General features: G+C 57.2%; 23 protein-coding genes. 9 read left to right on the top strand and 14 right to left on the bottom strand.

What is annotated here, in order from left to right; all coding sequences use genetic code 11:
• Nucleotides 1-202 precede the first annotated feature (202 nt).
• Nucleotides 203-3,859 (top strand): bifunctional proline dehydrogenase/L-glutamate gamma-semialdehyde dehydrogenase PutA, encoded by a 3,657-nt coding sequence (gene putA / locus ABF979_RS08170; RefSeq protein ID WP_415559058.1) that lies wholly within the window; start codon nucleotides 203-205, stop codon nucleotides 3,857-3,859.
• 7 nt (nucleotides 3,860-3,866) lie between these two features.
• On the opposite strand, the gene ABF979_RS08165 is transcribed toward putA, so the two are convergent.
• From ABF979_RS08165 to ABF979_RS08135, 7 genes are all read right to left on the bottom strand, one after another.
• Nucleotides 3,867-4,742, bottom strand: coding sequence for a hypothetical protein (locus ABF979_RS08165; RefSeq protein ID WP_415559056.1), 876 nt, complete (start codon nucleotides 4,740-4,742; stop codon nucleotides 3,867-3,869).
• 87 nt (nucleotides 4,743-4,829) lie between these two features.
• A complete protein-coding gene (locus ABF979_RS08160; RefSeq protein WP_415559055.1) occupies nucleotides 4,830-5,186 on the bottom strand; it encodes a DCC1-like thiol-disulfide oxidoreductase family protein in 357 nt (118 codons plus the stop codon).
• 1 nt (nucleotide 5,187) lies between these two features.
• Entirely contained in the window at nucleotides 5,188-5,889 is a 702-nt protein-coding gene (locus ABF979_RS08155) for an SIMPL domain-containing protein (RefSeq protein ID WP_415559053.1), read from the bottom strand.
• Complete coding sequence (locus ABF979_RS08150) at nucleotides 5,886-6,236, bottom strand: hypothetical protein (protein ID WP_415559051.1); 351 nt, start codon at nucleotides 6,234-6,236, stop codon at nucleotides 5,886-5,888. Before ABF979_RS08150 ends, ABF979_RS08155 begins: the two co-directional genes overlap by 4 nt.
• Before the next feature lie 58 nt (nucleotides 6,237-6,294).
• Nucleotides 6,295-7,707 (bottom strand): ATP-binding protein, encoded by a 1,413-nt coding sequence (locus ABF979_RS08145; RefSeq protein ID WP_415559049.1) that lies wholly within the window; start codon nucleotides 7,705-7,707, stop codon nucleotides 6,295-6,297.
• 3 nt (nucleotides 7,708-7,710) lie between these two features.
• Nucleotides 7,711-8,391 carry a response regulator transcription factor gene (locus ABF979_RS08140; RefSeq protein ID WP_046900612.1) on the bottom strand — a complete coding sequence of 227 codons (681 nt, stop codon included), beginning with the start codon at nucleotides 8,389-8,391 and terminating at the stop codon, nucleotides 7,711-7,713.
• A gap of 90 nt (nucleotides 8,392-8,481) precedes the next feature.
• The gene (locus ABF979_RS08135) at nucleotides 8,482-9,726 is read right to left on the bottom strand and encodes a S1C family serine protease (RefSeq protein ID WP_415559047.1); all 1,245 of its coding nucleotides are present in this window, start codon (nucleotides 9,724-9,726) and stop codon (nucleotides 8,482-8,484) included.
• Nucleotides 9,727-9,947: 221 nt separating this feature from the next.
• On the opposite strand from ABF979_RS08135, the gene ABF979_RS08130 reads away from it, so the two are divergent.
• Entirely contained in the window at nucleotides 9,948-10,355 is a 408-nt protein-coding gene (locus ABF979_RS08130) for a DoxX family protein (protein WP_086633523.1), read from the top strand.
• A 68-nt stretch (nucleotides 10,356-10,423) separates the two neighbouring features.
• Nucleotides 10,424-11,467, top strand: coding sequence for a nucleoside hydrolase (locus ABF979_RS08125; RefSeq protein ID WP_415559045.1), 1,044 nt, complete (start codon nucleotides 10,424-10,426; stop codon nucleotides 11,465-11,467).
• Nucleotides 11,468-11,473: 6 nt separating this feature from the next.
• Here ABF979_RS08125 and hrpB read toward each other — a convergent pair whose 3' ends face one another.
• The 6 genes from hrpB to ABF979_RS08095 all read right to left on the bottom strand — a co-directional run bounded on the left by hrpB (nucleotide 11,474) and on the right by ABF979_RS08095 (nucleotide 17,943).
• Nucleotides 11,474-13,960, bottom strand: a complete 2,487-nt coding sequence (gene hrpB, locus ABF979_RS08120) for an ATP-dependent helicase HrpB (protein WP_415559062.1) — start codon at nucleotides 13,958-13,960, stop codon at nucleotides 11,474-11,476.
• Between the two features lie 138 nt (nucleotides 13,961-14,098).
• A complete protein-coding gene (locus ABF979_RS08115; protein ID WP_415559043.1) occupies nucleotides 14,099-14,914 on the bottom strand; it encodes an NADPH-dependent oxidoreductase in 816 nt (271 codons plus the stop codon).
• A gap of 9 nt (nucleotides 14,915-14,923) precedes the next feature.
• The gene (locus tag ABF979_RS08110) at nucleotides 14,924-15,463 is read right to left on the bottom strand and encodes an adenine phosphoribosyltransferase (RefSeq protein WP_415559042.1); all 540 of its coding nucleotides are present in this window, start codon (nucleotides 15,461-15,463) and stop codon (nucleotides 14,924-14,926) included.
• A 65-nt stretch (nucleotides 15,464-15,528) separates the two neighbouring features.
• A complete protein-coding gene (locus ABF979_RS08105) occupies nucleotides 15,529-15,879 on the bottom strand; it encodes a response regulator (protein ID WP_064275635.1) in 351 nt (116 codons plus the stop codon).
• Nucleotides 15,880-15,893: 14 nt separating this feature from the next.
• Nucleotides 15,894-17,147, bottom strand: coding sequence for a multidrug effflux MFS transporter (locus tag ABF979_RS08100; RefSeq protein WP_415559040.1), 1,254 nt, complete (start codon nucleotides 17,145-17,147; stop codon nucleotides 15,894-15,896).
• 103 nt (nucleotides 17,148-17,250) lie between these two features.
• Entirely contained in the window at nucleotides 17,251-17,943 is a 693-nt protein-coding gene (locus ABF979_RS08095) for a TVP38/TMEM64 family protein (RefSeq protein ID WP_415559038.1), read from the bottom strand.
• A gap of 122 nt (nucleotides 17,944-18,065) precedes the next feature.
• Between ABF979_RS08095 and ABF979_RS08090 the strand changes: the two genes are divergently transcribed.
• The 3 genes from ABF979_RS08090 to ABF979_RS08080 all read left to right on the top strand — a co-directional run bounded on the left by ABF979_RS08090 (nucleotide 18,066) and on the right by ABF979_RS08080 (nucleotide 19,687).
• On the top strand, nucleotides 18,066-18,890 hold the full coding sequence (locus ABF979_RS08090) for a PadR family transcriptional regulator (RefSeq protein ID WP_415559036.1): 825 nt from the start codon (nucleotides 18,066-18,068) through the stop codon (nucleotides 18,888-18,890).
• A 47-nt stretch (nucleotides 18,891-18,937) separates the two neighbouring features.
• The gene (locus ABF979_RS08085) at nucleotides 18,938-19,315 is read left to right on the top strand and encodes a hypothetical protein (protein ID WP_415559034.1); all 378 of its coding nucleotides are present in this window, start codon (nucleotides 18,938-18,940) and stop codon (nucleotides 19,313-19,315) included.
• A 78-nt stretch (nucleotides 19,316-19,393) separates the two neighbouring features.
• Nucleotides 19,394-19,687: a putative quinol monooxygenase gene (locus ABF979_RS08080; protein ID WP_415559032.1), complete on the top strand. Its 294-nt coding sequence runs from the start codon at nucleotides 19,394-19,396 to the stop codon at nucleotides 19,685-19,687.
• Nucleotides 19,688-19,694: 7 nt separating this feature from the next.
• Here the strand turns inward: ABF979_RS08080 and ABF979_RS08075 are convergent, their stop codons facing one another.
• Nucleotides 19,695-20,261, bottom strand: coding sequence for an NUDIX domain-containing protein (locus ABF979_RS08075; protein WP_064275640.1), 567 nt, complete (start codon nucleotides 20,259-20,261; stop codon nucleotides 19,695-19,697).
• Between the two features lie 49 nt (nucleotides 20,262-20,310).
• Between ABF979_RS08075 and dinB the strand changes: the two genes are divergently transcribed.
• The 3 genes from dinB (at nucleotide 20,311) to ABF979_RS08060 (ending at nucleotide 23,353) form a co-directional block, all read left to right on the top strand.
• On the top strand, nucleotides 20,311-21,450 hold the full coding sequence (gene dinB / locus ABF979_RS08070) for a DNA polymerase IV (RefSeq protein ID WP_415559030.1): 1,140 nt from the start codon (nucleotides 20,311-20,313) through the stop codon (nucleotides 21,448-21,450).
• Nucleotides 21,451-21,515: 65 nt separating this feature from the next.
• Nucleotides 21,516-22,001, top strand: a complete 486-nt coding sequence (locus ABF979_RS08065; protein WP_415559029.1) for a DUF2501 domain-containing protein — start codon at nucleotides 21,516-21,518, stop codon at nucleotides 21,999-22,001.
• Between the two features lie 155 nt (nucleotides 22,002-22,156).
• Nucleotides 22,157-23,353: an MFS transporter gene (locus ABF979_RS08060; RefSeq protein WP_415559027.1), complete on the top strand. Its 1,197-nt coding sequence runs from the start codon at nucleotides 22,157-22,159 to the stop codon at nucleotides 23,351-23,353.

Below are 23,353 nucleotides of genomic sequence, written 5' to 3'. Positions count from 1 at the left end.
TTACAAGTCCGAAAATATTTCCAATATTTATAAAATGAGCTTCTCTGTGCATCTTATGGCCGTTTGAAAAAGAGGCTGTGATCGGAAATAAATCCGATTTCAGATCAATCATTGGGTGTCTTGGCTACGATGTTGCGCTAAGAGCGCTTTCTATTCTGTTTTCAAGGCCTCCCCGGGCTTTAACCCGCCTGGAATGGACTCCATGACCCATCCGACGACGAACCCGGCTTCACGCCCCGCCGCGCCATTTGCGGAATTTCTACTCTCACGCGCACCACGCTCACCGCTCCGTAACGCTGTTTCCGCTGCTCACTACCGCCCCGAGGCGGAATGTGTGGACGCGCTGCTGCCGCGTGCTGACCTGACACCTGAGCAGGATCGTCAAGCTACCAGAATAGCCCACGGCCTTGCTGAGGCCGCACGAGACTCCTCGCCCGATATTGTGGGGAGCCTTTTACAGGCATTCCCTCTGTCTTCACCTGAAGGGCAATCTGTTCTGGCTCTGGAAGAGGCACTCCTGCGCATTCCGGATTCTGCGACTCAGGATGCGCTGATCCGTTCTCTCGTGGGAGCTACCGACTGGGGACGGCATATCAGTAAACGCCGTGCGTCGGTTGTGAACTCGATTGCGTTGAACCTGTCCCTTGCAGGGCGTTTCAACCAGAGCAAGGGGTTCAGCCTTCGTCGGCTAACCCTTCAGACATCTACTCCCATGGTTCGGCGCAGTCTGGAAAAAGCTATCCGTGCCGTAGGAAGCGGATTCATTCTGGGCTCTACACTGGCTCAGGCTCTAAGACTATCCGCCCCTGCAGAAAAATATGGGCTGACATATGCATATGATCCGCAGGTCAACACTGCTCTGACGGCTCATCAAGCCCTCGATGCCCTTACCGTCTATGAAGACGCACTGGAAGACATCAGCCAACACGCTGGCATCACCGGCGACTTCCATGATCGCCCGATGCTGTATGTACGCCTGCCGGCATTGAGCGCGCGATTCAGCCGTTTCAGGCGCGAGCGGATCATGACGGAGCTGCTGCCGATCCTGCAAAGGCTTACCATCCGGGCCCGGCAACTGGATGTCGGCATCCTGCTCTCCAGCGAAGACAGCACACATCTTGAGCTGACGCTGGATCTGCTTGAGGCTCTCTGTGTGCTGCCTGAACTCGGGAACTGGAACGGGCTTGGCATGACCGTCCAGACCTATGATCGGCGTGCTTCAGCTGTCGTAGATTTTCTTATTGATCTGGGACGGCGCACCGGGCGCCGCGTTCTTGTCAGACTGGTCAAAGGCTCCTGCTGGAATTCGGAAATTCGACAAGCCCAAAAAACCGGACTGGCTGACTTCCCTGTTTTCACGCGCCGTTGCCACACGGATGTCAGTTATCTCGCCTGCGCCCGACAGCTTCTTGAATCGCTGGATGCCACCTATCCGCAGTTTGCCACCCATAACCCGCGGACTATTGGTCATATTCTGGCGCTTGCAGGGCAGGTTCGGCCGGGAGATTTCGAGTTCGCATGCCTGCATGGGCTAGGGCTGGCTCTCGCGCAGCATCTCCGAAACCAACAGGGCATGAACCTGCCCTGCCGGGTGCATGCTCCCATCGGGGAAGTCGCGGCACTCATGCCCAGTTTCGTCAGACAGCTACTGGAAAATGGAGCTGCCTCACTCGTTGTCAGCCGCGACGAAGATCCGGCCATTACGATCGAAGCGTTAACGGCTGACCCCGTCGAGGCAACACGCGCCATGCTGAGAACCGAGCGCCCTAATCGTGCGGTTCGTGCGCCGTCAGACATTTTCCAGCCTGGGCGACGCAACGCGGGAGGTCTGGATCTTTTCAATGAGCTGACACTTCGTGCCCTCCATGAAACCCTTGATGGAGATGCGCCCTTCCTCCACGCCCGAGCTCTGACGCCGGGTGTCACCAGTCAGCACGACCGCTCCCGTCTGCTCTACAACCCTGCAGACCGACACGACCCGATCGGAGACGTTGTCGAGACTGATGGAAAGACACTGCTATCTGCACTGGAGACAGCGGAGCGTGCGCTTGCCAGTTGGGCAGGCAGCAGCCCTGAAGTGCGGATTGCCTGTCTGGAGAAAGCTGCTGATCTGATTGAGGCCCACCGGATTGAGCTAATGGCGCTTCTGGTACGGGAAGCTGGAAAGACCCTTCCAGCTGCTCAGGATGAAGTCCGTGAGGCCGTCAGTATTCTTCGCCATGATGCGGAACGTCTGCAAGGGCGGGATTATCATTTGCAGGCCTCACCGCTCGGCCTTGTTGCGTGTATCAGTCCCTGGAGCAGCCCGCTGGCGGCGTTCGTGCAACAGATTTCCGTCTCTCTTGCAGCGGGAAACGTTGTTTTGGCCAAGCCAGCCGAGCAAACCCCGTTTATTGCAAGCCGCACCGTTCAGCTTCTGCATGATGCTGGGATTCCACCTGAAGTTCTGCACCTTTTGCCAGGCGATGGATCGGTGGGAGAGCGTCTAGTAGCCGATCACCGGGTTGATGCCGTAATGTTCACCGGCTCAACGCCCGTTGGCAAAGCCGTTTCACGCCAGATCTTTGATCGGCAGGGGCGCACGGGCACACCTGTTCCTCTCGTGGCGCGCACGGGCGGACAGAATGCAATGCTGGTCGATAGCTCCGCGCATGCAGAGCAGGTCGTGCAGGATATTCTGAGCTCTGCGTTTGACAGTGCGGGGCAACGCTGTTCGTCTCTTCGTATCCTGTTGATCCAAGAAGACTGTGCAGACCATGTTCTTGAGCTTCTGAAGGGCGCGATTCAGGATCTGGCTATTGGGAACCCGGCACGCCTTTCAACGGATATCGGGCCAATCATCTCTCCGGAAGCCCGGACAGAAGCGATGGATCATATTGAAATGATGCGTCGGGCTGGCCGAACGGTCTGGTCCCCCGAACTGGGTGAAAACTGTCGATACGGCCATTTCCTTCCGCCGACGCTGATTGAAATCGGCCGTGTTGCCGATATTCCGCATGAAGTGTTCGGGCCGGTCCTGCATGTGCGTCGCTTCAACCGCAACGAAATGGACGGCGTGATCGACGCTGTAAATTCCATGGGGTACGGCCTAACTTTTGGCGTTCATTCGCGTGTCGCCATGACAGTGGATCGCACGACTAACCGCATTCAAGCGGGGAACATCTACGTCAATCGGGCCATAACCGGGGCAGTTATTGGCTCACAGCCTTTTGGTGGGTCCGGACTTTCAGGCTGCGGCCCCAAGGCAGGGGGGCCTTTTGCCCTCCGTCGCATGAGTGCCCGCACGTCCCCATGGTTTGCGCCTAAAGATGCAAATCCGGGTAGTATCCCGCGCCATGCGCAAAGTTTGGTGACGTTTCTTGAAAGCCGGGATGCCGTCTCAGCCCGCCAGATCCGACAGGATATTGCGCATGCCATGACGGGCTTCTCAATGACACTGCCCGGCCCCGCTGGAGAGACCAACACACTGACACTCAAGCCTTGTGGCCCGGTACTCTGCGCAGGTGAAAGTTGGCCTGCCATTCTCAGGGCTGTCGGTATGGCTTTGGGAACCGGCAACCCTGCTCTGGTTCTTGGCCCAGATCATGCACTGGACTGGATGCAACGTCTTTCACCCGGTTTGGCCGACCGTATCCAGCGCGTTGATCCAGGGGCCTTGCCGGAATGTGCCGTCATGATCATGGAAAGACACTCCCCCCGCGCGCTGCAGGCTGCCTCAACCCTGACAGCACGCGAAGGGCGCATTGTGCCCATTCATGTGTTGGATTGTCTGCGCCCCGAATGGCTTCTGGAAGAGCACGTCGTGACCGTTAATACCGCTGCCCTTTGCGGTGATCTGACCACGATGGCTCTGTCCTGAAAGCACTTCAGTGATGAAGACTGGCCGTAACGTCCCACGTAATTTTCTGCGTTTCTGAGCGGCCATCTTCAGCAGGGTCCAGGGAATAGACCTGATGAACAATCGCGTCATCCAGGTTGGTCATGGAAAAACTACCCTGCTGTGGCTGCTTCTTCTGCACAAAGCTGCCCAGAATGCTCTCTGTGGTGTCGTAATCCTTAAGCGACGGATTTGTGAGAGCGATCATGGAAACATACTCGTAGAGGGAGGGCCATGACACGCCGTCCATTCTCGAAAGGTCTATTGTCACCGCCATATACTTGATCGTTTCGACCGTCCGTGATCCCAGGAAAGACGTCGTTAACGGCTCTTGCACATAGGTTGGGCCCATAAGTGTTGGAATGACATGCATCGGCGTGTGGTCGCTATCCTCAATCCCAACATCGGCGAACCAACGAACCGGATAATTGTCCCTCAGGGCTTTCGTTACGCGTGGCGATGGGAGGCGGATGTTGTCCGCAAAGACGGGCGACGTATCGACACCCTGCATGAGATAAGGATCACGATCCAGAATATGGGAGATGAGATCGTCTTCATGGACAGTGGCGAGAATGAAAAGACGGGGTATCCTGCAATGTGCCTGCAGGCGAACACCATATTTCGCAAAACGCTCTTCCAGATGAGCCTGAAACTGCTCTTCCACCCCGGCTGGAAAACCAATGAACTGTGAACAGACCGTTTGGTCCCAACGAGCAATCTGACGACCACTGGCAGGCTGGACGATTTCTTCCACGGCATGCCGGGTCTGATCGGCAGAGTAACCCTGCACGACCAGTTTCTCCTGAGCGTGAAGAGAAGGCGCTAAGGCAAGCAATGCGGCAACAAGAGGCATCCAGACTTTCATGAAACAGCCCTTCACAACGCTTCATGTCAAAATATGTCTGAACTTTGCTATTTGCACAACCATTTCGAATAAAAAATGAAGGTTACCTTATTGGCTGGCCTTGCGAACCAGCCGTTGGAGTACGGGCCGCACCTTCAAAAACTGCCCATACAGGGCCTCCAGGCCTTTAAGCACCAGCGAGCAACGGGCGATTTCTCCCAAAGGCTGGAGAATTGGGATGGCACGCCACATGGCCGCAAAGGCGGCCGCACCGTCATAAAGCTGCTCTCCCTCTCTGGCATGAAACCGGGCGAGCAAGGCCTCCCGATCCAGTGGGCAATCCGTAATGTCGCCAGAAGCATCGATGAAATCAATGTTCCCGCGCCAGTCGAGCCGACGCATAAGGGCGATTTCCCGCTGGCATAAGGGGCAGTTTCCATCATGCCAGACCGTCAAACGTGACATGTCAGGGAGCCAGCTCGGCTTCAACACTCACTGTGACGCGAAGAGTTTGTTCCTGCGGAGTGCCTTGTGGCGGTGTGAACGAATCGCTGGCAGCCCGGGCCGCCATCAGCATAACGGGACGTGGCCCTGGCTCTATGGAGGACACACGGATCTGCTTCAACCGGACCACATGCAAGCCGAGCGTTTTGGCACTTTCTTCAGCTTCCTGGCGAACTTTCTGAAGCGCCTGAGTGCGGGCCTGACGCAGGAGCGTTTCCCGTGTTTCGGAGTCCAAAGACCAGTCCAGCCCATCCATCATCAGGCCATGACTTTGCAACTTGCCTGACAGAGCAAGAAGCGACACAGCATCCTTACCGCTCAAACTCAGATCCTGACGAGCGGTCCAGCGCGTTGGGCCGTGTTCCGGCGTCTGGTCCGACAGGGAATAACTGCCAGCCTGAGCTTCAATCCCTGAGAGCCCGGATGCCGTTTTCATGGCTTCCGCCATATGGGCATTCAGGGTTTTCTGAGCCTCAATTGCAGAGGCACTCTCCGCCCGCCCGAAAAGACGTACCGTCAGAAGCGTTGGCGCTGCATGGGCTTCACCCGTAACGGTAAAATCAAGCTCTGTTCCAGTTGTCTGGGGTTCCACTGCCCGTGCCTGACAGAAAATCGCCAGAGACAGGACAGCTAGCGGCGTGGCCAGACGGAAAAGACGCTTCATGAATGCTCCTCACTATGTTCCAGAAGCACCAACGCACGACGCAGCCGTGCGATCCCTGCGCGCAAATGGTGATGCTTGCAGAGTGTATCGCCCTCTGTGCGCAGGCGGCGCGCATCATCCATGGCTCCTACAGGAATGCCATGTGGCGTCGCCAGAAGATGGTCCACATTTTGTGCAAGCTGCGTGCAGTATTCCGCACTGTCAGAGGTCACGGAAATGACGCCCTCTTCTTTCCCGCTAACAGGTCGGGCAGGCGCATTCTGCGATGGCGTATGCCCAACAGGGGCAGCCGCGAGGCTTCCCACCAGACCCAGAAGACAGACAGACATTGGAGGCAGAAGGCGCATTCGGCCTTCTTTACACGGTCTCACCTAAGCCACGTGTGAGGGAGGAATGAAACTTCCGTCATGCGGAGAGGGTCTTTGTATTCTGAATGACGGGCAGAAGCAGCGTTACCCGTAGCCCCGGCTTTCCAGCAGCAAGCTCCATAGTTCCACCGTGCAATTGAACGACAGCCTGCACCAACGAAAGGCCAAGCCCTGCGCCTGGGGTGTTTCGCGCTGTTTCAGCGCGGAAAAACCGCTCTGAAGCGCGGGCCATATCCTGTTCACTCATGCCAAGGCCCTGATCCGAAACACTGACGGCAACACGCCCTTTCTGCATCACAGCGGCAAGTGTGATTGTCGTGTTCTCCGGCGCGAACTTGATGGCATTATCGAGAAGATTGGCAACGGCCTGCTGCAGAAGATGCGGGTCTCCATTGACCGGCGCCAATGTCCCGATCCGGAAATCGAGTTTCAGGCCAGCATCTTCCATGGATGCTTCATAAAGCTCGCTCAAACCTTCCAACAAAGGCGGAATGTCCAGCACTGTGAAAGCCGCCCGCTGCGCGCCCGCTTCAAGTTGGGCGATACGCAGAAGAGCTTCGAAAATGGACGTCACATGGTCCAGATCCAGAACGGCACGATCAATCGCCGCACGAAGCTCGTCTTCAGAAGTGGCCGTGAGGCTCGCATCTTCCAGACGCGCGCGTGCTCGTGCAATGGGTGTTCTCAGATCATGGGCAATGGCATTCGAGACCTGCCGCACGCCATCCATCAAACGGTTGATACGTTCGAGCATGGTGTTGACCGTCTGAGCGACAAGATCGGTTTCATTGCCGGTCAGCGGTATGCGACGACTGAGGTCTCCCTGCGCCACAGCAGACGTCGTGCGGGCAATGGAGCGCACGACCTGCCGGAAAATCCGCCGAATGGCGAGCGTCCCACCCGCAGCCAGCAGCGACACCATGACCCAGGCCCAGATAAGCGTATCGGTCAGAACGTGCCGGACGACCTGCCGCCCACGAACATCCCGCCCAACAATCAGGCGAAAGCCTTCCGACAGCGGAAAGGCGTGCATCTTGGCTTGGGTGCGAAAACCATCCCGGCGGATGGAGAGTTCATAAAACTCATCCATCTGGGTGATGACCACAGGCCAGCCAGGTAGATTTCCAGCATATTTGCGACCGTCAGGCCCAACGAGCAAATACAGCTCGTCATCCTCGACGTTCTGATCCAGTCGGTCCTGAATAGCGAGCGCCAGAGCCGCCGGGCCACCATGAACCCAGCGTTGTGCCAGATCGTGGGCATCCACCTGCACGGCAGCTTCGACCTGGCGGTCCAGCTGGCCAGTGGTGTTCCACCAGATGAACGACAGGAACACGCCCGCAGAAATGATGAACACCAATCCGTAGGCGAGCGCGAAATTCAGCCCTGCAGACCGGATCGGCCAGCGCAAACGCTTCCCGAGACGGCGAAACCCGCGCCAGATTTTCACGGGTCAGTCCGCGCGCAGGATGTATCCGGCGTTGCGGATCGTATGGATGAGGGGCGTTGCAAACGGCTTGTCCACTTTCTGGCGCAGGCGTGAGACGTGCACGTCAATCACGTTGGTCTGCGGGTCAAAGTGATAGTCCCACACGCGCTCCAGCAGCATGGTCCGCGTGACGACCTGCCCCGCATGACGAATCAGAAATTCCAGCAGACGAAATTCGCGGGGCTGAAGATCAATCTTCTCGTTCCCGCGCTTCACAGTCCGGGAAAGCAGATCCATCTCCAGGTCGCCCACAGTCAAACGTGTCTGAGGAGCAGATTCAGGCCGACCACGGCGGCCGAGCGCCTCAATCCGGGCCAGAAGCTCTGAGAAGGCAAATGGCTTGGTCATGTAGTCATCGCCACCGGCCTTCAGGCCAGCCACTCGTTCATCAACATCTGCCAGAGCGGACAGCAACAGAACCGGCGTCGCATTCTGCTGTCCACGCAGCGTTTCCAGAATGCGCAGGCCGTCAATCCCGCCGGGCAGCATGCGGTCCAGGATCACAACGTCATAATTTTCACTGACAGCCAGAAACAGACCATCCTTGCCGTTATCCGCCTCATCCACGACGTGCCCGGCTTCACGCAATCCCTTGAGCACAAAGGCGCGGACTGTGGAATCGTCCTCAACGAGCAGGATACGCATTGATTTTACTCTCTTCCTTCCGGGCGACTGGGCGCCGTATCAGGGCCTCAGAATACCGGCTTGTGTCCACGGGTCAAAGTGGAGGCTCGATCAGTTATCCGCATTCTTGGGGCGTGGTCCGATATGAACGGGAAGCGTCAGGTCCGTGCCGCCACGCCTGACGCCAAAATTCAGAACCATGCCCGGTCTAGCCGCAGCGATGCTTCGCAACAGCATACGGGCGCTGATGACGGGCGCTCCATCTACCTGCCGCACGATGTCGCCACGGCGCAGACCGCTTTTCTGGGCCGGTCCACCGTTATCGACACCCGCAATACCGACGTCCGTGTCCCCGTCATCAAGAGTAATACCGAGCCAGCCGTGCTCGACATGTCCAGTTGCTTCGATTTCAGCCACGATCGGGGCGACGATTTCGGACGGAATACCGAAGCCAATGCCTACGGAGCCCCCAGCAGGCGTCACGATGGCAGCATTCACCGCCACAACCTGTCCCCGCATATTGAAGGCCGGACCGCCAGAATTCCCTGGATTAATGGGGGCGTCGAGCTGAATGAAATCGTCCAGAGAGCCGATCCCCAAGTCACGCCCTACGGCAGAGACGATGCCCGCCGTCACGGACGAACCAAACCCGAACGGGTTCCCTGCCACCAGAATCCAGTCTCCGATATCCGTCTGGCGGCTGTCGCCCCAGGTGACGTGCGGCAGCGGCTCAGGACTATCAACCTTGATGACGGCAATATCCGTCAGCGGATCAGCTCCCAGAAGACGGGCCGGCATTTCATGACCGTTGGAAAGGGAGACGACCACCTTGTCCGCTCCGCCGACAACGTGCCGGTTGGTCACAATGATTCCGGTCGCATCCACGATGAAGCCCGAGCCCGCCCCAACCATTTCGTCCTGCTGGCGCTTCATGCGGTCATGATAGCGCTTTTCCAGCGGGGTTCCCTTGATTTGCGGTGGGACGTGATCATGCCCGTCCGGGCTGCTCTGGGTAATGGCAATGTTCACAACGGCCGGAATGACCTGACGCACAAGCGGCGCAAAACTCAGAGGACCGTATTTAACCAACAAGGGAGGCAGTGCCGGTGCCGCGGCCGGAACCGGCGGCTGCGTCGGAATACCGTGTGCGTCCGTGCTTTCTCCTGCCAGAGGGCTGTCCGGACTAACGGACGAAAGCGGTTTGACGGCCTGCTGTTGAATGGTCGTTGCAGCAGGCTGAGATGTGGGAGAGTGTTGCTCTCCGTGGCTGTGCAGACGCAATGCCAGCATCAGGCCTACTGTCACGACAGTCGCTGTTCCGGCCCCGATTGCAGCGGCCTGAAGAGAGCGATTCATGGGAAACAGGTCACGAACATCGTCATGTTTCAGCTGCTAACACAAAACCGTCAAAGCTCCTAAAAGAAGCCGCAGACAGGGGTTTCCTGCTAGGCCGGAGGGAGATATAAAAACCCGATAATGAGCATTTTGGAAATCATATCATTCCATCATTTCTATTTTTTAAAATATCTACTTTTCATATTTTCAAGGCAGTTCTTCTGCTTCGAAAGATTTTCCCGATGCTCACCAATTTTCTGCCTCGCGATGCCCTTCTCCTCACAGGTCGCGTATTGCTCGCCGGTCTTTTCCTCGTCATGGGATGGGGCAAACTCGCCGACTTCCCCGCAGCAGTGTCCTACATGATTCAGACCGGTGCGCCTGTTCCCACCCTGTCAGCCATCCTCGCTATCGTCGTGGAGCTCGGGGCAGGACTAGCTTTGCTTGGCGGCATTTTAGTGGAACCCATTGCGATTGTTCTTGCCCTCTACACCATCGTGACAGGGCTGATCGGCCATCATTTCTGGACGATGTCCGGAATGCTCCGCTACGACATGATGATCCATTTCTATAAGAACATCAGCATTGCAGGTGGCCTGCTCGCTCTTGCCGCCGCTGGCGCAGGACGCTTCGCAATCAGGCTCCGCTAAAAGCTTGCCGCAGACAGGTCATTCCTTGATGGTAACGGTAACTTCGTTTTCTTAAGGAATGACTTGTCATGCGCCTGTCCCGTCGCTCCCTGCTCGCTCAGTCCGCCGGGTTTGCATCCTTGTCTCTGCTCCCGAATATGGCCCGCGCTGCATTTGCCCCACGAAAAGTCATTTTCGATACAGATCCCGGCATCGATGATGCAATGGCGCTTCTTTTGCTGTGTGGCACGCCAAACATCGAACTGGTGGGCATTACGACTGCGGCCGGTAATGGATTGATCGACACCACAACACGCAATGCGCTCTATCTGGCCGAACGCTTCCGGATCGATGTCCCGGTTTCAAAAGGCCAGGGCGCGTCTCTGGATGGTGTGACATCGTCCCCTCCTGTCACCATTCATGGACGAAACGCTCTGGGAGATATTCCTCTCTCGGCAGTCCACAAAAAACTCGATCCTCGCCCTGCTCATGATCTCATCATTGATCTGGTGCGCGCCAACCCACACGAGATCACTCTCGTGGCGACAGGACACATGACAAACCTCGCTCTTGCTCTGCGCAAGGCGCCAGACATTGCCAGTCTGGTGAAGGATGTCGTGCTGATGGGCGGCGCATTCGGGCATCACGATGCACGGGGAAATGTGACACCCGCGGCGGAAGCCAATTTCAATGGCGATCCACGAGCTGCCGATGAGATCTGTGCCGCGCGTTGGCCGGTGACAATCGTAGGGCTCGATGTCACGACGCAAACTCTGATGACAGACGCCTACTTCGAAAACCTGCGCCAGCATGGAGGCCAGTCAGGACGTTTCCTGTGGGATATCACGCGGGTCTACATGACGTTTCATCGGGGGCTGGGTCTGGACGGCATTTATGTCAACGATGCCTCTGCCGCAGCATACGTGATTGCGCCGGAATTGTTCAAAACCCAGAAAGGTGCCGTTCGCGTCTCGACGGAAGGCGTTACCCTTGGTGAATCAGTTCAAAAAGCAGACGGCCGGGTTTATCCACCCGGAGACTGGGACAATCGCCCATCTGTTCAGATCTGCACGGAGGTGGACGCCGAGGGCGTGCGTTCCCTGTTCCGTAAGGCAGTTTTCCAGATGGCCTGATGGAGCCTAGCGTTTGGGACGTGGCTTTGGCGGTTCAGCCGTTGCCGGATCTTCAGGCCAGTCATGCCTTGGGTAGCGCCCTCGCATATCCTTCCGCATATCTGACCAGCTCCCTTTCCAGAAACCGGCAAGATCAGCGGTAATCGCCTGTGGGCGGCCCGCCGGTGAGAGCAATGCACACTGAAGCGGCACGGCGCCATCAGCGAGCAACGGCGTTCCGGCCGTGCCATAGAATGCCTGTGCTCGTGCAGACACTGTTGGCACGGCCCCGGTATAATCAATGTCGTGGGTGCTGGCTTTGAGCGTCAGGCGAGGCGGCAGCTTTCGATCAAGTGCGGAAAGGTCGCTATAGTCCATACGGGCCCGAAGAATGGACAGAAGATCGAGAGCTTTCACCTGAGTCAGACGATCGCAGCCTGCGAGATATGGCTCCAGCCATGCCAGATCATCAGCAAGAGCAGCCATCGACAGGTCCGGCAGATGAGGCGCGTAGGTCGCGCGTGCATGCGCTACACGGGCCTGGAACTGAAACGCCGGGTCAGACCAGTTCAGAGCACGGGCAAGATCAGCCGCGATTTGCTGTAGAAGAAGTGCCTGTGCCTCCTCAAACGTCACTTCCGTATTGCGATCACGCAGGATCAACGCACCCAGACGCAGCCTGCGTCGCGCGATGATCCGACCTGACGCCCCATCCAGACTGGTTTCAACCTGCTCGGTTGTTCGATCCAGAAGCGTCTGGGGTAAATTTTCTGCGTCCAGAGGCGCCGCAAGCGTGATTTCCGTCGACGTTCGCGTGTGAAACGCTGCCGCAGCCAAAAGCTTCTCCCGTGCAAGACCATCATTGGCCTGCACACGGGCACTCCCACCGCCCGCAAGCCGAAATCGGCCAATTTCTCCCGCAGCCTGCGCCACACGATCAGGAAAACCGGCGGCCAGAAGTGGCCCTGCATGAGATGGCATCGGGCTGAGTGGAAGGTCTTTGCCACCCATGCGGCGCAGAAAGCGTTTCGCCGCCTGACGCATATGGAACAGGCTGGCCCTGTCCGCTCGTGGATCATCCCGCTCAAACAAAGCCAGACGTGTGCGAATGTCCGCTCCCGCAGATGCCCCGGAAGGCATATTCGGTCTGGGGCGTAAAGGATCACGCTCTTCCAGAAGAGCGGCCAGGCAGGCAGCCGTCACACGCTCGGGGATGGTTTTCGCCGCACAGAGCATGGCCGCAAGACGCGGGTGTGTTCCGAGCCCAACCATCCGTTTTCCAAGAGTCGTAATCTGGCCGGCTTCATTCAGGGCACCCAACTCACGCAACAACTCACGCCCACCCGCAAGCACTCCGGTAGGAGGCGCATCAAGGAGTGGCAACATGTCGGGCGCTGTTCCCATGACGTCCTGCCAGGCTGCCGTCACGAGAGCGAAGTCCGTTAAATCCGCAACAAGGATTTCGGGCACATCCTGTGGCCGCAGAGAGCGTTGCGTAGCCTCGGACCACAGACGGATCGCGATACCAGGAGACTGACGCCCTGCACGCCCCGCGCGCTGAGTGGCCGTCGCACGCGAAATCTTCAGTGTTTCCAGCCGGGATAGCCCTGTGTTGGAATCCAGACGCGGTGCCCGGCGCAGACCACCATCGACAACAATCCGAACGCCGGAAACCGTCACGGAAGTTTCGGCAATCGACGTTGCCAGCACAACACGCCGTCTGTCGGATGGCGCAATCGCGCGGTCCTGATCTTCTGTCGTCTGTTCTCCATGAAGAAGAAAAACAGGCACAGCATCTCCAAGCAGAGCCTGTGTTCGGCGAATTTCCCCAACGCCGGGAAGGAACGCAAGAATATCGCCCTCTTCCTCTGTAAAAGCCTGCCGGATAGCGCGTACGCAGGCTTCTGGCAGGTCACGCGGGTGCATTACATCCCGGGTGTGGCGTATATCAATGGGATATTGTCGGCCTTCACTCTCGATCAGGGCGGCATTCATAAGATCTGTAAACGCACGCCCATCAGGCGTTGCGGACATGGCCAGAATGCGGAGATCCGGCCTGAGTTCACGCTGGAGGTCCAGACAGAACCCCAAAGCTGCATCCAGATCCAACGAGCGCTCATGCACCTCATCAAATAGCACAGCGCCAACCCCATCTAACGTTGGGTCTGCCAAAAGGCGCCGTACAAGCAACCCTTCCGTCACAACTTCAATACGCGTTCGGCCTGATACGGCGCTGTCGGTGCGCGTACGGAAGCCTACAGTTTCACCCGGTCGCTCTCCCAGCGTGGAGGCCATCCGTGACGCGGCCCCTCGCACAGCCACACGGCGAGGTTCGACCAGAATGATTTTCTGCCCCGCAAGCCATGCCGCCTCAAGCAGTGCCAGCGGCGTCAGGGTTGTCTTACCGGCACCGGGAGGAGCAACGAGAACAGCGTTCGGCTGCTGCTCTAACGTTTTCAAAAGATCAGGAAGAACAGCCGCAACCGGAAGATCTGGAGAAAGGAAATCGCTCAGGACAAAACTCCGGAATTAGGGGCTCGACGTGGAACCGCAACACTGAGCGTAATTGGAGACAGATGTCTCAAAACCCGACTCTCTTCAATGGGTGCTCAGATGTGCAAGCGTCCACGTCCAGCTTCCGTCACCACCATCTTATTTCAGAGCAAAGCCAAGCCGGTTGAGCACGGCTTTCATGACATGGCGGCCGCTCAAGCCGTGGTAGCTATCCACACGACTTGCTACGGTTTCGGACCAGGCTCGTGGTGGAAGCCCCTGTTCCTGCTGATAGGCATCGGCAACGCGGTCATAGGCGGCAACACCTTCGGCTTCATCTGCGGAAGTATAGCGTTCACGGTGCACCACGACATCCTGTCCCAGACGCGGCTTGTAACCATTCTGAGCCGACGGATCAGGACGTCCCACACAGAGACCAACAACTGCAACGGTTTTGGGCGGAAGGTTTAGCAGCCTGGCAACGTCTTCCGGATGATTCCGCAGACCACCGATGTAAACAGTCCCCAGCCCCATGGACTCGAACGCCGTCACAGCATTCTGGGCAGCGATACCGACATCCAGCGTGCTCATGAGGAAGATCTCCTCATAATCCAGTGCTTCACTACCCTTGCCTGCCCGGCCCGCAATCCGCTCCAGACGCGCCAGATCGACGATCCAGGCGAGAAACAACGGTGCAACTTCGATGTGCTTTTGATTGCCACAGAGTTGGGCAAGTTTCGCCCGCGTCTCCGGATTTTCAACCGCAACAACGGACCATACCTGCAGATTACTGGACGTTGCCGCAGAAGAGGATGCCGCAATTCCAGCTTCCAGCGTTCCGGGAGGCAGCGCATCCGGGAGATAGGCCCGGACGGAATGGTGTTTCAGAAGAGTCTGGAGAACCGGATTGTCCGGCAGGTCTTTTGGGGCGTCAGTGCGATAGCGGGTCTGCCACAGGGAAGAAATGCCGGACATGGTGGTTCCTCAGTCTTCGTAAGTGATGAGTGCGTTCAGCGGAACGTCCAGTTTGTCACGTCCTTTGAGACCTGCAAGCTCGATCAGCACGCTTGCACCCACAACTTCTGCCCCAACCTTACGCAAGAGGTCGATGGAAGCAGCAAGTGTGCCACCCGTAGCCAGAAGGTCGTCAAGCACGACAACGCGCTGACCCGGCTTGATGGCGTCTACCTGGATATGGAGTTCGTCTTCACCGTATTCGAGGCCGTATTTCAGGGAAATCGTCTCGCCCGGCAGCTTGCCCGGCTTACGGAGCATGGTGAAGCCACAGCCAAGGCGCTGTGCCAAAGGCGCTGCAGTCAGGAAGCCGCGACTTTCGATGCCAGCCAGCAGGTCCGGCTGCCAGGCGGAGATAATGCGTGCCAGACGCCCCGTTGCAACCTGCCAGGCTTCGGCAGAGCGGATCAGCGTGGAAATGTCGTAGAACAGGATGCCCGGCTTCGGGAAATCGGGAACCTCACGGATGTAGTCCTTAAGGTTGAGCGGCTGGGGTTCCTGAAACGACATGGCGGCACTGCTTTCTTCTGGGCATGACAAACAGCGCGCCATGTAGGGGACTCTTCCCCTTTAACTCAAGCCCGGATTGCGTTCCGGGCCTGATCGATGGCTTCAAGCAGTGCATTCCTGCGGAACGGCTTGGGCAAAACCGCCACGCTTTCCCCCATGAGTTGTCCCTCCTCAAAGTCTCCTGACATGAGAACAACGGCAAGGCTGGCATTCTGCTCCCGCAGTTTCCGGGCAAGGAGCAGGCCATTGAGAACGCCGGGAAGATTGTAGTCCGTCACCAGCAGGTCTGCGGACCCGTCCCACGCCAAGGCACTTTCAGCATCTTCAACCAGATGAACGTCCCATCCTTCCCGCGTCAGAACCGTCTTCACCACGAGGGCCACGGCCACATCGTCTTCAACAAGAAGTACCTGCATCACTCTCAACTCCTTCAGGGCGCTGATGATGGCAGTCTGGGCCTCAGCAGAGCAAACACGGTTGCCGCGCAGAAGGCGAACACCAGAAAGCCCGCAAATGGAATGGCCGTCCCGGGGGACATCAGACCGAACAGCGCACTTGCTACCGCTCCGAACAGGTACTGCATTGTTCCTGCCAGAGCAGAAGCCGAGCCTGCACGTTCGGACTGTTCGGACAGAATGCCAACCATTGAATTGGGTCCAATGATGCCTGTTGGCGCCATTGTGATGACAAGCGAGATGATAAGCGGCCAGAGGAAGAACGATCGAAGCTGTCCGCCCGATGTCAGATCAACAGCGGAAATGACGGCCAGCGCCAGGAAAAGGATACTGCCTGTCAGGCTGATCCCCAACGCACTGAAAAGCATGTGGGTCGTACTAACCTTCCCCACCACAAGCCCATTGATGGCGGAAGCCCCGATCATACAGACAGCGAACAGACCAAACAGCATCCCGTAATGGAACGGAGACATGCCAAAGCGCTCTTCGAACAGCGTGGGAGCACCTGTCAGATAGGTGAAGGTTACGAAGCCCAGAAAGCTCCAGACGAGGCCATTCGTGATGAAGCTGCGGGTCCGTAGAATATAGATATAGCGTTCGATGATGGAGAGAGGTCGCATGTCCCGGCGTTCCTGCAAGGGGAGAGTCTCCGGGAAGACCGTCAGGAGCATCAGGGTACAGAGGCCTCCGTATACGGCGGTGGCCCAGAAAATGACCCGCCAGTCCACAAACTTCAGCGCAAAGCCACCCAGCATGGGCGCGAGAATCGGAACAACACCCTGCACGACGATCAGGCGCGACATGAGGCGGGACGCTTCATCACCTTCCGTCAGATCCCGAAGACATGCATTGGGAATCACCAGGCCGGCCGAGGCCATCAGAGCTGAAAAAACCCGACAGATACACATGATGGTCATGGTCGGGGCCAGTGCGCAGCCGATCTCGCCGATTGTGTATCCGATCATGCCAATCAGAAGCGGCAGCCGTCGGCCGAACCTGTCTGACACCGGGCCAATCGTGATCTGACCAATGGCCAGTCCGATAACCCAGGCAGCCATGGTGATACTGCCTGAACCGGGAGCAGAATGAAGCTGGCGTTCCATTTCAGGGAGGGCCGGGAGATAGATATCTGTGGAGACAGGTCCGACTGCCGTGAAGATACCCAGCATAAGCGGCAACCATCCCGGAATGGTATCTCCACGCCGGAACGCCATGCTCTGTTCTGTCATTCGTTTCTGCCTGTGAAAAAGCAATGTTCAGAAGATGAGAAAGGACCCGTCCCTCACGAACGGATCAAACCAGTGAATCGTTCAGAACGAGATGTTCGAACGGTTATTCATCTGCCTGACGCAGGAGCAACGCTCCCAGAACGCCAGAAACCACAAACAGGCCACCCGCGAGACCAAGCTGGATCATATGACCAATACGTGTGCCAGCCCCTACCAGAACAAACACCAGGTTCTGAGGCAAACCGCCAAGGCAGGTTGCCAACGCAAAGGCTGGAAGCGGAAGTTCAAATAATCCGGCTGCCATGGAGACCAGCAGAGCAGACCCAACAGGCATAAGCCGCAAGGTCAGAACAGCACGGAAGGGTTTGCGATGAAGGATTCTTGCCAGCGCTGCATAATTCCTTTGCAGGCGGTCATGCAACCTTTGTCGAAATTTTACCGGTGCAAGCACTCTGGCCCAGCCATAAGCCGCCATCGCCCCCAGCATATACGCCAGAGAACACAGGCCCAGCCCACCCCAGACTCCGAACGCCAGCCCCGCGGCAATGCACAACGCCTGTCGCGGAAGACCGCAGGCACAATACGGAATGGCCAGTAGCAGGAACCAGACTGCTGCATAGGGAGTCTCGTGCCAATGCGGCGCGTTTTCCAGCAGACGATGAATGAAGGGCAACCGCTGCAACACCGCCACACACAACAACATCGCACCAATCGTCAAAGCAGCACGCCACGGCACAAGCTGACGAAATGTGCGCCGCAGTTCGGGATCAGGAGGGGAAGAGATCGGGCTACCCATCTCCGCCGGATACCAGCGGAAACGGCACGCGGCTATGGCACGAGCAGATTTTGAAAAAGAAACTCTTGCAGATATATCTTAAGATACTATATCGTACGACATATCGAATGAAGGAAAACAGAATGTTCAAACATGATACCCATCGCGCTGAGCGCGGTTTCTCAAGGTTCTCCCGGGGTTTTGGCTTCGGCGGACACAAGCATCGCAAGGGCGGTCGAAGCCGCAGCGACGCATCAAACAGCGAAGGAGAAAAAATGCAGGATCGTCCGGACTTCCGCGAAGGCGGATTTCCTCCAGAGCGTGGCGAACACGCAGGGCGCCGATTTGGTGGCCGGGGTGGCGAAGGTCGTGGCGGACGCGGCTTTGGTGGTCGGGGGCCACGCGGCGGCAGCCGGTTCGGTGGCGGCAGTTTTGGTGACGACACTTTCGGGCGTGGTCGCAAACTGACAGCTGAGGAACTTCAGATTGTCATTGAAGCCCTTCTCCATGATCAGCCTGCGCATGGTTACGAGCTGATCCGCCGCCTCGAAGAGCACTCCGGTGGGTTCTACAAACCGAGCCCTGGCGTCATTTATCCTTCCCTCACCTATCTTGAAGAAGCTGGCCTCACCGCCGTCACACAGGAAGGCAACCGTAAGCTTTACAGCCTTACGGATGAAGGGCGCACCCATTACGAAGCGAACCGGGAGACGGCGAATCGTATTCTCGAGGTCCTCGCCCGGATTGGTGCCCGGATGTCGGAAGTTCGGGATGCCTTCAGTGGAGTGAACGATCTTGATCCAAGCCTGGGTCAGGACCTGCATGAGGCACGTCTTGCTCTGAAGCTGGCACTGAAATCCCGTCGCGGAGCGAATGCAGAGGAACTACGCCGGGTGGTGCTGATCCTGCGGCAGGCTGCAGCCGACATCAGCGGTGAAACACCAGAAGACAAGCCGTCCGCCGACTGAAGATCACGCCTCTTCGTCTATGAGAATGAATGGAGTAAAGGGTGGTCATGATTGTTCAGGACCACCCTTACTTCTGCAACATGCCCGAAGACACGCAGTACTATCGGCCTGAAGTCTTTCCAGCCGGCTTCATTGAAAAATCAATGATCTTTGCGCTTCCTGACCGACTCAAGAAATTCCGGCGCAATCTGTGGCACGTCCGGCGCAATCCTGGGGAAGATGCAGTTTATATGCCGCTGTTCCGGGTGGACTGTATTTTAAAGTCAGAGCCGCGCCCTGCAGGGTTGCAGGGACCGCTGGATATTTATCCATTCTATACCCGCACGACAAAGACCCGCAGCCGTGAGTTGGACTACTATGTCCTGTTCATTTTTCGCGAAAAACTGTCATTCATGCGATGTCAGGAACTCATCGGGAAAGGTTAAGCACTGCCCCACTTGATGTAGATCGTCAGGAGGCCCAATGATGACACGCTTTTCAGACCATTAATGCGGATAAGATCGATGTCCAAATCCCTGTACGCCACGATGAAAGCCCTGCCGGGCTGCCGTGAGAAGGTCCGTGACCTTCTGATTGCTTTAGCTGCCGATGTGCGCGCTGAGCCCGGCTGTGAGCGCTTCGTTGTGCACACACTGGCAGAAGACCCTAATTTTTTCCATGTGGAAGAAAGCTACCGTGATGAAGCCGCTTTCAGAACGCATATTTCCAACGAGCACGGCCGCGTCTTCAACAAGGCCATAGAAACACTGGTTGAAGACGGCGGCTCGAAAGTTGTGTTTCTCGATACGGTAATCTGAACAAACGTCAGATCAGGCCCTTTGCGCGAATCAGCGCAAAGGCAGCCAGAGACACCATGCATTTAAGTTCGCCACGTGCGATCAGATCTTCAAATTCGCCCAGCGTCATGTCCTGCGTCGTGATGTCCTGCTCGGTGTCTTCCAGCTCGGTTTCCCCACGCGTAAGGTTACGCGCCAGAAAGACGTGGCCTTTCTGGTTCGAATATCCGGCCCCCTGATACATCGTTCCCACATGGATCATCTCGCCGGCGCGCAGGCCCGTTTCCTCGCGGAGTTCACCAAGAGCCAGTTCGACAGGATCGACGTTCTCTTTGGTCTCCCACATTCCCATTGGCAGTTCGAGCAGGCGCTCCCCAACCGGGTACCGAAACTGCTGGATCAGGGTCACGCGGCCATCAGCATGCATGGGCAGGATCACCACAAACTCTCCACGCTCGACAATGCCATAAAGGCCTTTCTTGCCGTTGGGATGAATGATGATGTCCTCTCGCAGGGCCGTCCACGGATTGCTGTAAGCCAGACGGGTTGAGACTGTCTGGAAACCAGCGGCGCGACGGGCGTCTTCGATGCTCATGGACTGATCCGATCTTGTTTCGTTCCTGTTGATCGGCGACACTGTACAGATGGAGTCCCGCCGGATCGTGCATATCGACATGGACGCTTTTTATGCGTCTGTCGAACAGCGAGATAACCCGTCCTTACGTGGCCGCCCCCTCGCGGTTGGACGGGGCGAGGCCCGTGGCGTTGTTGCCGCTGCCAGTTATGAAGCGCGTCCTTTTGGTGTTCGCTCTGCGATGCCCTCCCTGAAAGCCAAGCGCCTCTGTCCGGATCTTGTATTCGTACCGGCCAGGTTTGACGTCTATCGCGCTGTTTCCATGCAGATCCACGAGATCTTTGCTCGATATACGCCCCTCATCCAGCCTCTTTCCCTTGATGAGGCCTATCTGGATCTCACAGATTATCTGGGCGCTTATGGTTCAGCCACGCTGGTTGCTGAGCGCATTCGTGCAGACATCCGCAAAGAAACCGGCCTTACAGCTTCCGCTGGGGTCTCTTACAACCGGTTTCTGGCCAAACTGGCGTCCGATTACCGCAAACCTGATGGGCTTTTTGTCATCACGCCGCGAATGGGGCCGGATTTTGTGCTAAATTTGTCCGTAGACCAGTTCCATGGAATTGGCCCGGCGACTGCTCGAAAAATGAATGCTCTGGGCATTAAAACCGGCGCGGACCTCCGGAAAATGGATCTGCTCACGCTCACACGCCACTTTGGAAAGGCCGCTTCCTTTTATCATGGCATTTCCCGCGGGATTGATGACCGCCCCGTCGTTGTTAATCGCGAGCGCAAGTCTTTGGGAACGGAACAGACCTATCTGACAGACCTGCGAGATGAAGCCGCTGCACGCAATGCTCTGGGGATGATTGCCACCAAACTCTGGCTCCAGGCCCAGCGTAAACAGATCACAGGCCGAACCGTAACCCTCAAGGTCAAATATGCCGATTTCCGGCAGATTACGCGGGCCCGAAGTCTGCCTGTCTCCGTTGAGTCCGAGGCGAGTCTGGCTGAAATCGGCCAGTCCCTTCTGACGCCGCTTTTCCCGTTAATGCCTGGCGTACGTCTTCTTGGCCTCACGTTGTCAGCTCTTGCGAGCCCCACGCTGGACGAGCGGGACAACAACTCACAGATGCAGCTTGCTTTCGATCAGCCAGAAACAACGCTCCCCGAAAATCGACAGGTTTTTCGCTCACTTTCTCTCTTTTGAGCGTTGTTAGGACACAAAAGAGGCATATCGCGCCTCTTGGTTGTCTTCACAGGAGATGAAATTCCATGGTTCCGTTCCGCCTGCCAGCTCTTTTCTCAACCGGTGCAATTGCCACCATTGCCGCCCTCTCCCTTGGAGGCTGCACGTCTGGTGTATCGGCTGCACAGAACCCGGAAACTCAGGCTGCCGCGACATCCGCTGCAACGGCCGCAGCCCAGAGCACGGCTTCACAGCTGACCAGTGGCCTGACGGGTGCCCTCGGCCTGCCAAATCTCTCCTCCACCTCCACCAGCAATCTGGCAGGCGTGCTGAATTATTGTGTGACGAACAACCTGGCCACGGGCACGAATGCTACGGGTCTTCTCTCCTCTGCCACACAGGCGGCAGGCGTAACTAATAGCCCCGCATACAGTGCTGGCCAGCAGGGCATTCTTCAGGCCGTTAGCAATCAGACAAACACGTCCCAGCAATACTCCCTGTCCTCGCTGGCAGAGCCATTGCGCCAGAAAGTATGTTCAGCGGTTTCAAGCCGCCTGCAGAACATGCTTTAAGGCCACCTTCTCTCGGGATGTTCATTCCCGAGAGATCACATACGGTTGTTTTTTGGACCTGAGAGGTCCATTGACCGTGACGGATCGTTCAAACTGTCCTATGCCTGACAGGACGTAACCAATTAGTTACTTATAAGAGCCGGGAGACTGAAGACATGACTGCGGAAGAAACGCCGGTGAGTTCACCGACGAAGCGGGTTCTTACCGTCGTCCTGTTCAATCTTCTGGTTTACATCGTTATCGGGCTTCCCAATGCCGTCCTGACGATCTTCGTGCACCATACGCTGGGTTATAGCACGACGATCGCTGGTCTGGCCTTCTCCCTGCAATATCTTGCGACATTCGCAGCGCGCCCTTCTGCCGGTCGGCTAGTCGATAGTATTGGTCCAAAACCGGTTGTTTTAGGCGGATTGGTGACATGCCTCATATCAGGCCTGCTGATGATCGGTGCGGGGTGGTCGGGCGAAACGCCAGCCATTTCCCTTGGAATTTTGCTCTTAAGTCGTCTGTTTCTAGGCTGGGCAGAAAGCTGGGCCGCCACGGGCGTCATTGTCTGGAATATCCGCCGGGCCGGTGCTGAAAACACAGCTATTGCCATTTCGTGGAACGGCATCTGTTCTTATGGAGGCATTGCTCTTGGTGCACCGATTGGTGCCAAGCTCTCACAGCTTCCTCATCCTTACGGCGGCATTGTCTCGGTCGGTATCCTGTCTGCCCTTCTCCCGCTTTTTGGCCTTGCCCTGATCGGCTTTTACAAAGGGATCAAGCCTCTCCCGGCCACGGAAAAGCCTGTTCCGTTTGCACGCGCGCTTCGATTGGTTCTTCCCCATGGCATGGCATTGGCGGCAGGCTCCATCGGATTCGGTGCCATCTCGTCCTTTCTGGCGTTGTATTATGCCGTTCTGCACTGGGAAGGCGCTGCAACAGCGCTGTCCGTCTTCGGTATCGTATTCGTTGTTATCCGGTTCTTTTTCGCCTCACAGATTGCCCGGCGTGGTGGCGTCTTCGTGGCGATCGTCTCTCTGCTGATCGAAGCTGTCGGGCTGGCGTGTCTGGCAATTTTCCCCTCACAAGGGGCCGCTCTTATCGGTGCTGCACTGACTGGTGCAGGTTTCTCCCTCCTGTTCCCTGCCCTCGGCGTGCTGGCCGTCAACAGTGCTGGCCCACAGAACCGTGGGGCCGCTTTGGGTGCCTATTCGATCTTCATTGATCTGGCGATTGCATGTTCGGGTCTTGTGCTCGGGCAGGTCATCGAGTTTGCTGGCTACAAGACCATGTTCGGCACGACTGCGGTGTGCTGTCTGGTCGGTGTGCTCATCAGCCGTTCGCTCGGGCGGAAGCCTGCCGTCTAA

The organism is Gluconobacter sp. (assembly GCF_047723935.1).
Classification (GTDB): Bacteria; Pseudomonadota; Alphaproteobacteria; order Acetobacterales; family Acetobacteraceae; genus Gluconobacter.
This window is presented reverse-complemented; position numbering and strand designations above follow the sequence as displayed.

Excerpts from the sequence above, each read along its gene's own strand:
- putA (WP_415559058.1), top strand. The coding sequence starts at position 203 with ATGACCCATCCGACGACGAACCCGGCTTCACGCCCCGCCGCGCCATTT.
- ABF979_RS08165 (WP_415559056.1), bottom strand. The coding sequence starts at position 4,742 with ATGAAAGTCTGGATGCCTCTTGTTGCCGCATTGCTTGCCTTAGCGCCT.
- ABF979_RS08160 (WP_415559055.1), bottom strand. The coding sequence starts at position 5,186 with ATGTCACGTTTGACGGTCTGGCATGATGGAAACTGCCCCTTATGCCAG.
- ABF979_RS08155 (WP_415559053.1), bottom strand. The coding sequence starts at position 5,889 with ATGAAGCGTCTTTTCCGTCTGGCCACGCCGCTAGCTGTCCTGTCTCTG.
- ABF979_RS08150 (WP_415559051.1), bottom strand. The coding sequence starts at position 6,236 with ATGCGCCTTCTGCCTCCAATGTCTGTCTGTCTTCTGGGTCTGGTGGGA.
- ABF979_RS08140 (WP_046900612.1), bottom strand. The coding sequence starts at position 8,391 with ATGCGTATCCTGCTCGTTGAGGACGATTCCACAGTCCGCGCCTTTGTG.
- ABF979_RS08135 (WP_415559047.1), bottom strand. The coding sequence starts at position 9,726 with ATGAATCGCTCTCTTCAGGCCGCTGCAATCGGGGCCGGAACAGCGACT.
- ABF979_RS08130 (WP_086633523.1), top strand. The coding sequence starts at position 9,948 with ATGCTCACCAATTTTCTGCCTCGCGATGCCCTTCTCCTCACAGGTCGC.
- ABF979_RS08125 (WP_415559045.1), top strand. The coding sequence starts at position 10,424 with ATGCGCCTGTCCCGTCGCTCCCTGCTCGCTCAGTCCGCCGGGTTTGCA.
- ABF979_RS08115 (WP_415559043.1), bottom strand. The coding sequence starts at position 14,914 with ATGTCCGGCATTTCTTCCCTGTGGCAGACCCGCTATCGCACTGACGCC.
- ABF979_RS08110 (WP_415559042.1), bottom strand. The coding sequence starts at position 15,463 with ATGTCGTTTCAGGAACCCCAGCCGCTCAACCTTAAGGACTACATCCGT.
- ABF979_RS08105 (WP_064275635.1), bottom strand. The coding sequence starts at position 15,879 with ATGCAGGTACTTCTTGTTGAAGACGATGTGGCCGTGGCCCTCGTGGTG.
- ABF979_RS08100 (WP_415559040.1), bottom strand. The coding sequence starts at position 17,147 with ATGACAGAACAGAGCATGGCGTTCCGGCGTGGAGATACCATTCCGGGA.
- ABF979_RS08095 (WP_415559038.1), bottom strand. The coding sequence starts at position 17,943 with ATGGGTAGCCCGATCTCTTCCCCTCCTGATCCCGAACTGCGGCGCACA.
- ABF979_RS08090 (WP_415559036.1), top strand. The coding sequence starts at position 18,066 with ATGTTCAAACATGATACCCATCGCGCTGAGCGCGGTTTCTCAAGGTTC.
- ABF979_RS08085 (WP_415559034.1), top strand. The coding sequence starts at position 18,938 with ATGATTGTTCAGGACCACCCTTACTTCTGCAACATGCCCGAAGACACG.
- ABF979_RS08080 (WP_415559032.1), top strand. The coding sequence starts at position 19,394 with ATGTCCAAATCCCTGTACGCCACGATGAAAGCCCTGCCGGGCTGCCGT.
- ABF979_RS08075 (WP_064275640.1), bottom strand. The coding sequence starts at position 20,261 with ATGAGCATCGAAGACGCCCGTCGCGCCGCTGGTTTCCAGACAGTCTCA.
- dinB (WP_415559030.1), top strand. The coding sequence starts at position 20,311 with ATGGAGTCCCGCCGGATCGTGCATATCGACATGGACGCTTTTTATGCG.
- ABF979_RS08065 (WP_415559029.1), top strand. The coding sequence starts at position 21,516 with ATGGTTCCGTTCCGCCTGCCAGCTCTTTTCTCAACCGGTGCAATTGCC.
- ABF979_RS08060 (WP_415559027.1), top strand. The coding sequence starts at position 22,157 with ATGACTGCGGAAGAAACGCCGGTGAGTTCACCGACGAAGCGGGTTCTT.